The organism is Halalkalibacter oceani (genome assembly GCF_023715705.1).
In the GTDB taxonomy this organism is placed as follows: domain Bacteria; phylum Bacillota; class Bacilli; order Bacillales; family Bacillaceae_D; genus Halalkalibacter; species Halalkalibacter oceani_A.
Genome location: NZ_JAMBOS010000035.1, coordinates 24618 through 33455, shown reverse-complemented (window position 1 = coordinate 33455; position 8838 = coordinate 24618). Strand labels below are relative to the sequence as shown.

The 8838-nt window shown below is 36.8% G+C and carries 10 protein-coding genes and 1 pseudogene; 8 read left to right on the top strand and 3 right to left on the bottom strand.

Features of this window, described 5'->3' with window-relative positions; genetic code table 11:
• Positions 1-139: 139 nt before the first annotated feature.
• Genes M3212_RS20285 through M3212_RS20275 form a run of 3 tightly spaced genes read left to right on the top strand, consistent with a single transcriptional unit; the run spans position 140 to position 2153 of the window.
• Positions 140-385, top strand: coding sequence for a hypothetical protein (locus tag M3212_RS20285; RefSeq protein WP_251195762.1), 246 nt, complete (start codon positions 140-142; stop codon positions 383-385).
• Positions 382-1104: a hypothetical protein gene (locus tag M3212_RS20280; protein WP_251195761.1), complete on the top strand. Its 723-nt coding sequence runs from the start codon at positions 382-384 to the stop codon at positions 1102-1104. The genes M3212_RS20285 and M3212_RS20280 overlap by 4 nt, the downstream gene beginning before the upstream one ends.
• Entirely contained in the window at positions 1101-2153 is a 1053-nt protein-coding gene (locus M3212_RS20275) for a hypothetical protein (RefSeq protein WP_251195760.1), read from the top strand. The genes M3212_RS20280 and M3212_RS20275 overlap by 4 nt, the downstream gene beginning before the upstream one ends.
• Positions 2154-2465: 312 nt before the next feature.
• Here M3212_RS20275 and M3212_RS20270 read toward each other — a convergent pair whose 3' ends face one another.
• Both M3212_RS20270 and M3212_RS20265 read right to left on the bottom strand, forming a co-directional pair.
• Positions 2466-2927: a GyrI-like domain-containing protein gene (locus tag M3212_RS20270; RefSeq protein ID WP_251195759.1), complete on the bottom strand. Its 462-nt coding sequence runs from the start codon at positions 2925-2927 to the stop codon at positions 2466-2468.
• A 75-nt stretch (positions 2928-3002) separates the two neighbouring features.
• Entirely contained in the window at positions 3003-3167 is a 165-nt protein-coding gene (locus M3212_RS20265) for a transposase (RefSeq protein WP_434084064.1), read from the bottom strand.
• A 180-nt stretch (positions 3168-3347) separates the two neighbouring features.
• On the opposite strand from M3212_RS20265, the gene M3212_RS20260 reads away from it, so the two are divergent.
• The 5 genes from M3212_RS20260 (at position 3348) to M3212_RS20240 (ending at position 8235) form a co-directional block, all read left to right on the top strand.
• On the top strand, positions 3348-3704 hold the full coding sequence (locus M3212_RS20260) for an AbrB/MazE/SpoVT family DNA-binding domain-containing protein (protein WP_251195758.1): 357 nt from the start codon (positions 3348-3350) through the stop codon (positions 3702-3704).
• Positions 3705-3818: 114 nt separating this feature from the next.
• On the top strand, positions 3819-4445 hold the full coding sequence (locus M3212_RS20255) for a YdhK family protein (protein ID WP_251195765.1): 627 nt from the start codon (positions 3819-3821) through the stop codon (positions 4443-4445).
• 78 nt (positions 4446-4523) lie between these two features.
• Positions 4524-6056: a multicopper oxidase family protein gene (locus M3212_RS20250; RefSeq protein ID WP_251195757.1), complete on the top strand. Its 1533-nt coding sequence runs from the start codon at positions 4524-4526 to the stop codon at positions 6054-6056.
• Positions 6057-6531: 475 nt separating this feature from the next.
• On the top strand, positions 6532-7629 hold the full coding sequence (locus M3212_RS20245) for a D-alanyl-D-alanine carboxypeptidase family protein (protein ID WP_251195756.1): 1098 nt from the start codon (positions 6532-6534) through the stop codon (positions 7627-7629).
• Between the two features lie 174 nt (positions 7630-7803).
• On the top strand, positions 7804-8235 hold the full coding sequence (locus tag M3212_RS20240) for a response regulator transcription factor (protein ID WP_251195755.1): 432 nt from the start codon (positions 7804-7806) through the stop codon (positions 8233-8235).
• A gap of 59 nt (positions 8236-8294) precedes the next feature.
• On the opposite strand, the pseudogene M3212_RS20235 reads toward M3212_RS20240, so the two are convergent.
• Positions 8295-8828, bottom strand: a pseudogene (locus M3212_RS20235) (transposase); the annotation flags it as partial.
• Between the last annotated feature and the right edge of the window lie 10 nt (positions 8829-8838).

The following is an 8838-nucleotide window of genomic DNA, read 5'->3' as shown; positions in this document are numbered from 1 at the left end:
AAGGGAGTCTTCCTCCAGTCGTAGTTTTGTTTGGACACTTAACTAATTCGACTTTTGGGGAGGTACTCCTTTTTTTAGTGCTTAAAAGCCTTGAGCCCGTAGGGACTTAAATTATGAAATTCATTCAGTTGATTGTAAATTGAAAAATATTGATATTGATTACTTGTTACAGGGAGAAAAAATTGATCCAGAAATATTAAATACTATAATGGAAAATCAAGAGTATCAAATTTTGCAGGTATACTTCAGATCAAAAGATAAGCACATGATCACTCTGAAATCAAATGGAGTACTTGGAATTGATAGTGAAATGTCTGACGACGAGATTAATGACATAAAGAAATTAATAGACTTTCTTGGTTTTGGTCCGGCGGTTCTTGTATGAAAAATGCAGTCATTCAATTAATAAAAACATTTGTAATTACATTAATTGTTGCGTTCGCAGCAACTAATAATCAAAATCAAATTTACAATATTTTAGATAAGCTAGGATATGAAAATGATGTACTAAAAAAAACCGTACTTAGTGCTGTAATAGCAGTATTAATTGGGTTAGCCTCTATTTTAATATCATTTTTATGTTCAACAATTAAATCAATAATAAAAAAGATGGATGTTACCCTTATTACGAAAATTAATGGAAGAAAAAAAGAAGTTATCAAGTTTACACCTACTAATCATGAATACGACTCTCAGGACGTTGAAATAGAAATTATTCTTGAACCAAAGGGACGGCTATCAAGCTTATTGATTAAAAATATAGGGGTTACACTTGATGTTTATTTTAACCCTGAGTTATTAGATGTCTCCTATTCAGATAGGTGGGATTGTGAAGCAAATCAGATTTTTAAAATTTCTGAAAGAAAGATCTCCATAGATTTACTTGGAAAAATAGATATTAAAGGAAGAACATTTAGGGGGAAATCCCACAAATTAAACGAGCGGTTTAAAGTTAAGCCAATACGAGTTAAGAATGCAGAAACCTATTTGGACTATGTTATTGTATCGAATAAGTTTGGAAGGTTCGGCAAAACTCTATCTGGTTATCTGTTATCTGTTAAATATGAACCATTGAAAGTAAACTGTGAGGGGGATGTCGATTGACCAGCTCAAAAATAACCTGTAAATTGTTCAAGCTGACAGGAATAAAAAGTTTGGACGATGTAAAAATAAATATTTTAAAAAGAAGTTTTACTGACCCTCTATTGATTACTAAACGTGACGCTGAGCTAATGAGTAGTTTGTCGGATGATGAAAAAAATTTTTATTTTACTTGGGGAGAAATATCTGAACCTAATGAACTCAAATTACAGACGACAGATGAAAATGAAGAAAAGAAGGAAATATGTGCAGAGTATCTTATTGCTACTGCGAATATTGAATATCCAAAAAGAAGAAAACGTGATTCAAATGGAAATATTCTCCCAAAAATGCAAAGAGTAAATTTCACTCAAATAGTGACTTACTTTTTGTCGTTTAACAACATTGTTCACTTAATCATTTGCTCATCAAATTATGCTCACCAAGAAAGAGTGAGAAAACTAGTTGGGACAAGTTTTATAGATCAATCTGATAAAGAATATGAGATACCTTCTGATTTATTTAACTGGCTTTTTTTCCAGTATATTGAAAACGATGGTTCCTTGGGAGATGGACTTAATTTGATGAATATCAACGGGTTTATCGGGAACACGGCAGATGAACATAATATTTTCAAAGGGGTTTCGGATCAAACATCTGAACTGATTATAACAAAAGCCTTTATAAGTAACGGCGAAATATTGAGGACCATTACCGCTAGACTTCGAAACGAGGATATAGACATTGTTTTCGCAATTGATTATGAGTCTAATACACAGATATATGTAACTCAATCGGAAAAATTGAAACTTCTTGAAGCTGAAGATAATGACACTTTCTTTATTATCTATTTATACAGTCATTTAATACCTAAGCTAAAATCTTTATATAATGAATCCTCTGAGCAATTTCTTTCAAACGAAAAAAAACAATTCTCAGAGAAGATAGGTTTAGAGGTAATAAAGTCTATAATAAATAAAAATTCACTAAGTTTAGAAGAAGTGTCAAGATTGTTTAATAGTCCTTCCACTTTACGTGATACTGACCAAAATTCACGTATCATTAATGGTTAAACTAAAAAGCTAGATTGATGGGATTATTTGATAAACATACAGGAGTAATTCTTTTTTGGTGGTCCCTTTAAAACGAATCAGCGGAGTATTTCTCAGTCGTTTATTGTCCGGTCTTTCTCAGGCGGAAGTGGATGGGTGTAATGTGTTAGAGACTGATTATACTGGTTTTTCAAGTTTCATATATCAACTGTTTCAGATATTGCAAACGGCTAAAGAATATGACCTAATTCCATTTGTGATTTTGTTGAATGTTACGAAAAAGGAATTCCTCTTATTCGATTCCAAAATAAAAAAACCAATTTCTCCGTGAATTTATAGAGAGAAATTGGGCTTTTTCATTACGTCATTAAAGCGCCCGATTACAATATAAGCAAAAAAGGAAATAGAAGTCCTCACTCTAACTAATTCTTTTTTAACAGGAATCCAAATTTCCGTTTTTGTGTCGTCAATTCCTTTCACCATTTCGGGTGATTCTGCTAATTCATATCCAGACCTAGGAAACCACTTGGTATAAACCCGTTCCCATGTAGTTGTTAATGCTTTGGGCATTTTTCCGACAGCATCAAACACAACCCAAGTTTGTTTTGGAATTTTAAGCTCTGATAACCCCTCCGGACAATTTTTAATAGTGGAGACTGCAATGTAATGTTCAAGATCCTCATCTTTCTTTTCCATTCCATGACATGCATTCACAGTGATGTTTTCAGAATCCCTTTTAAATGAAAAAGCGAGATGAAAATCAAATTGATTTTCATCTCGCTTTTGTTTAGTCATTTTTAATTTGTCGAGTGGTGGTCTGCCGTCACTCACTTCCTAATGTTATGTATGAGCAAGGGCGACTAATCAGAGCTAAATGGTTACTTTTTCAATTCCTCGAAGGTAGAGTCTTCGAAAACCAAGCTTTTGCTTGACATGACCAAATACACTCTCGACTTCAATTTTTTTTTGCGTAGAGTGTTCTACCTTCGTCGCTATGTCATTTCGCTTTTTCTTTCGCATTGGCTCTTCATACACCGGATTGTAGTGATGCTAGCGGTTTCCAGCCAGAATACTTTTTACTACAACTTAAACACAACCAATTACTAGCATCTTCTCCATGCAACTTAAAAACTACTAGATAATTTTCAATTCTTCACGGTTTCTAAACATTTTAAATTTATTCTACAGATAAAACTCATGACCGAGGTGTTGATTATGCTTGAACCTAATACTTCTCAAATGAAAAAAGAACAACCTTCCGAGACTGGACTGATTTGTATTTTAAAAAATGGCCAAACCATTACCTTACCAAAAAAAATTCGGGAAAGATTATGTCTCAATTTTGGTGATGAGGTAACGGTTGGGTTAACAAAAAAGTCAAAAGAATTAATTATTCAAAAGTGTGAAGGTGAAACATTGGATAATAGGATGATTGTTAGTGAAAGAGGGGCTGTTCGGATCCCGATGGAATTAAGAAGGTTTATTCCTTTGGAAAAAGGAGATTATTTTCACATTTTTATAATGAAGGAAAATCAAGCTATCCTATTAAAGAAGGTTCATCCAAAAATGTGAACAATTATTGAACGGTGATGTGATTTGCGATTTCTTCATCGTTTCTATAAACTTTTTGGATATGGTTAAGTTGAGCTCGTTAAACTGATAAACAAAAGGAGGATTCAAAAAATGATTAAAAGAAAAAATATAGTGATGGGAATTGTTTCTTTATCCACAGTATTTACGCTAATGGCATGTGCAAGTGAGAATGAAGAACCTAATCCGCATGAAGGTATGGATATGGATATGGATTCAAATTCTGAAGAAAGCATGGAAATGGTGGGTTCAGACATGGACCATTCAGACATGGACCATTCAGACATGGACCATTCGAGTTCAGGTGAGGTTCCAGACGAATTAAAAGCAGCAGAGCAACCAACTTATGATATTGGAAGTCAAGCGCTTATAACGGATGGCCATATGGCAGGGATGGAAGGGGCCGAAGCAACGATTGTTGGTGCCTATGATACAATTGCCTATGCAATTTCTTATACTCCGACAGATGGCGGGGAAAGAGTGGAAAATCATAAATGGGTGATTCATGAAGAAATCGTAGATGCCGGTGAAGAGCCATTAGAACCTGGTACAGAAGTTACAACGGATGCATCTCATATGGCAGGAATGGAAGGGGCAACAGTTGAAATCGACTCAGCGGAAGAGACGACTGTGTATATGGTTGATTTCACACTAACAACAAATGGAGAAGAAGTGAAAAATCATAAATGGGTAACAGAAAGTGAACTTTCACCTGTTGAGTGAGGTTTAAAGAACGAATAAACGGAACCTTATTTACCTTGGAAGGAATGGGCGCATTCGACAAAAGATGGAGGAAGGTAAATGGAAAAAGCACACAGGTTAATGGCAGCAGTGTTTATGTTTACTGTGTCCTTAGTGATAGCTGGCTGCTCAGATGCATCAGTTGATCATTCTGAAATGGGTAGCGATAATAGTCAACAAGAAGAACAAAGTCAAGAAAGCGAAGAGGCAAATGAAGAGGGGAAGAAAGTGTTTAACCTTGATGTCACGGAAGAACATTGGATGTTCAATGATGAAATCATGTCTACTGCTTGGACGTACAATGGAACCTTACCTGGTGAGGAAATCCGTGTGCAAGAGGGCGATGAAGTAGTCGTTCATGTGACTAACTCCCTTGATGTACCAACCGCCCTTCATTTGCACGGGTTCCCTGTTCCGAATGAGATGGATGGAGTCCCAGGCGTTACCCAAAATGCGATTATGCCTGGTGAAGAGTTTACGTATGAATATCAATCTGATGTACCAGGGACCTACTGGTATCACTCCCACCAAGACGGTGCGACTCAGGTTGACAAAGGTCTTTATGGTGTCTTTATTGTTGAGCCAGCAAACCAAGAATCCTATGATGTAGATGAAGTCGTTGTCATTGATGAATTTGCCTCTTCGGAAATGGACATGGGCGGTATAGATCATGGTGGCATGGACATGGGCGACATGGAACACGGAGATATGGACATGGATGGTATGACCCATGCGGAAATGATGAACGCAATGTATGATACGATGGTGGTTAATGGAAAGGCGTCTCCACAAATTGAATCAATTGATGTCGAAGAAGGAAATAAAGTGAAGCTGCGTTTTGTGAATGCTGGGCTGTTTACACAAGTTGTCTCAATACCAGAACATTCATTTAAAATTACACACTACGACGGTCAAGCTGTAAATGAACCGGACGTTTTAAATGATACGGCCTTTCGAATTGCCCCAGCTGAACGGTATGATGTTGAAATTGAAATGGATAATCCGGGAGCATGGGAAATTCAAGTGTTTGCTGAAGAGAATCAGGAGAGACTTAACGCGTTAATCCCGCTTGTTTACGACGGGTATGAGGGCGAAGAGCTGCAAACGGTTGAGTCCATTTCTTCATTCTTTGATTTAACCACCTATGGAGAAGCGGAAGAGCTTAACGTAGGGGAAATTACCAAAGAGTACGATATGTTACTTGGATCCGATGATGGCGGAGAGACATTCACGATTAACGATAAGCAATTCCCAGACCACGAGATTTATGAGGTCGAAGAAGGGGATGTGGTGAAGGTTACGATCGCAAATGATACGGATTTCGACCACCCAATGCACTTGCACGGGGAGTTCTTCAACGTCATTTCCAAAGACGGGAACCCTATTCAAGGCTCGCCAGTTTTAAAAGATACATTAAATGTAAGACCTGGTGAAACATATGAAATTGTCTTTGAAGCAAAGAACCCTGGAAATTGGATGTTCCATTGTCACGAGTTTCACCATGCGAATGGCGGAATGGTGGCGGAAGTTCGGTATAAGGGATTTGAACCGACATTTACACCTGATCCAAATGTTCCGAATAAGCCTGAGTAAATAAATATTATCGACAAAAGGTCTCCTTCTAGGGGACCTTTTGTCTTGCGTACGTAAAATTCAGATAGAAATTGTCTGTTAATTGGTCGTTAATAATTTCCAATTTATCCAATGCTAATTGCGCAATGATAGTGTATCTGTTTAAGCTTCGTGCAGATCGAGTCAGTGCTAAAAAATATTCTACAGCTTCCTTTAAAACAAAAATAGTTGTACAAGATAAATGGGTAGAAAGATTTGGAACATTGAAATGACACAAACATAAGATTAACGCCTTTCTATATCTTTTATCATATTTTGAAGGTAATCTTATTTTTTCATCTTTTCCACACATTTAATCCTTACAATCAAAAACAACATGAAAAAGAGAAAGGGGTGTCAAATCATTTTAGACATCATTTCAAAAAAGCTGATTAATAGATTTCGAAAAACATTCTAGCAACTATTTCTTTTACGACTAGAAAGGCGGACCTACATCATGGTAAAGAAATTATCCATCATAATAATAACACTGCTTATGTTGGTATCAACCTATTCAACTTCAATGGCACACCCAGAGGATAAACCCGATTTATTGAGCGAGGCAGCAATTTTAATCGATGCAAAATCGGGACAAGTCCTTTTTGATAAAAAGGCAACAAGTCGAATGTACCCCGCAAGTATTACAAAAATGGTGACTGGGATTATCGCCATTGAAGAAGGGGATTTAACGGAAACTGTTCAAGTAAGCAAAAATGCAACCGGCATAATTGGAACAAAAGTATATTTGTTAGAAGACGAAGAAGTCGAATTGTTGCGATTAGTTCAAGGGCTGCTTATCAATTCTGGTAACGATGCGGGAACAGTCATAGCAGAGTACTTTTCTGGAAGCGAGCGTGATTTTGCCTTGAAAATGAATGAGTTTGTAAAAGAAAAAGTCGGTGTGACAAATTCTAACTTTACGAACCCTCACGGACTATTCAATGAAAACCATTATACAACGGCCTATGATATGGCTAAGATTGCCCAATATGCGATGCAGAATGAACGATTCAAAGACATTGTCGGAACGAAAGAATTAGAATGGAAAGGTGAGGGGTGGGAGACAACCCTTTATAACCATCATCGTCTTCTCTGGGATTATGAAGGAGTAACAGGAATTAAAAACGGATACGTGACACAATCAGGGTTCACCCTTGTAACTTCAGCGGAACAAGACGGTGTTGAATTAATTGCGGTAACGTTAAATGCTTCTTCTTCTCAAAATGCTTATAATGATACAATTGCGTTACTCGACTATGGGTTTGAAAATTTTACAACGAAGCAACTGCCAGCTGGGCAAACGTATGAAGATAGTGAAGGAGTAGAATATAAACTAGATTCAGGAACGTTTATAACCGTTCCCAAGGACGAGAGGATTTTAAAAGACATATATGGCGATTCACTTGTCATAAAAACAGGCGAAGGGTCGATTCTTTTAGAGCAAGAGCTAAGTATGGTAGAAGAACCAGTTGAAGTATTTGAAGAAGTTACCATCGAAACACAAGAGCCAAATTGGTTTCAAAGATTCATTAATGCATTGAATATCTTTAATTAATCGAAAGGTAGAGAAAAGCAGGAGGTTTTTCTTCTGCTTTTTTGATGCTCAAAACAATTATCTTATGATGTTTCCATCTAGGTTAGAAATTCATTGGGATTCTTTCGTTTCTTCATATGTTTTACACATTTATCATCTATACTTCCCCTATAAAAGAATTAAGGAGATATTGATATGAATCGTGGTGAGTATCATATTTTAATTGTAGATGATGAGTTACGAATGCGTGAACTTTTGTCTTTCTATTTGGAAAAGGCTGGATTTCGCGTTTCAGAAGCTGCGACAGGTCAGGAAGCATTAACGAAAATAGCTGGAGATAGGGATTCTTATGAATTGGTTATTCTTGATATTATGATGCCAGATCAAGATGGTTTTGAGGTTTGCCAAGCGGTAAGAGAATATTCCGAAGTTCCAATTTTAATGCTTTCAGCGAGAACAGAGGTACAGGATCGAATCGAAGGTTTAAACTTAGGTGCTGATGATTATTTGACTAAGCCTTTTGAGGTTGAAGAACTTCTCGCTCGTGTCCATGCTCTTCTAAGGAGAGCGTTAATAAAACAGACTGATCCAGATAAGAAAAACTTAGTGTTTGAATCAATTTCATAAAGCTTAGTTCATTAATGTTACACGAAACCGATTTTGCTTTTAGCGTTTTTAAAATTGAATTAAGCTACTTGAATGTTCTCCTTGTTGGCAATGGATTTAGCTATACGATCACACGCTAGCTTCGCTGCGTTATATACTAAATGAGTCAAATCAACATGTACTTTTGCCCGTTTTCCTGTACGATAGCGAACATTGTTTAACTGGAAAAATTCCTTGAGATAAGCAATGACCCGTTCTACTGCACTTCGTTGCTTATAAATCGTTTTCCATGCTTTTGACCCACGAGCTGGGGCAGTATAGCGTCGCAAATCGGTTGTGATTTTCACTTTGTACACCTTCTGGCATAACGTGTCTTCTGCTAATGGGCAGTCCTTACACTCTTTTGGACGTGTATATTTTAACGTCTCGTACGTTGCATCGTAACTATCGTATCGATACGAATGTTCTCGGACACAAGTTGGGGCAAAGTGCTTATCAAATCCCTCTAGCTCTGATTCATTTTTCTTGTTGTAAGCAATAACGGATTGCGCTCCGATTCGGTAAATCTGTTGGTAAATAGCCAGATAATCATAACCTGCATCAAGTGTACTATAAGAAATTTTC

What these genes read in the sequence shown, in the direction of transcription:
- M3212_RS20270 (WP_251195759.1), bottom strand. Translation starts at nt 2,927, where the DNA reads ATGACTAAACAAAAGCGAGATGAAAATCAATTTGATTTTCATCTCGCT.
- M3212_RS20240 (WP_251195755.1), top strand. Translation starts at nt 7,804, where the DNA reads ATGAATCGTGGTGAGTATCATATTTTAATTGTAGATGATGAGTTACGA.
- M3212_RS20250 (WP_251195757.1), top strand. Translation starts at nt 4,524, where the DNA reads ATGGAAAAAGCACACAGGTTAATGGCAGCAGTGTTTATGTTTACTGTG.
- M3212_RS20280 (WP_251195761.1), top strand. Translation starts at nt 382, where the DNA reads ATGAAAAATGCAGTCATTCAATTAATAAAAACATTTGTAATTACATTA.
- M3212_RS20260 (WP_251195758.1), top strand. Translation starts at nt 3,348, where the DNA reads ATGCTTGAACCTAATACTTCTCAAATGAAAAAAGAACAACCTTCCGAG.
- M3212_RS20245 (WP_251195756.1), top strand. Translation starts at nt 6,532, where the DNA reads ATGGTAAAGAAATTATCCATCATAATAATAACACTGCTTATGTTGGTA.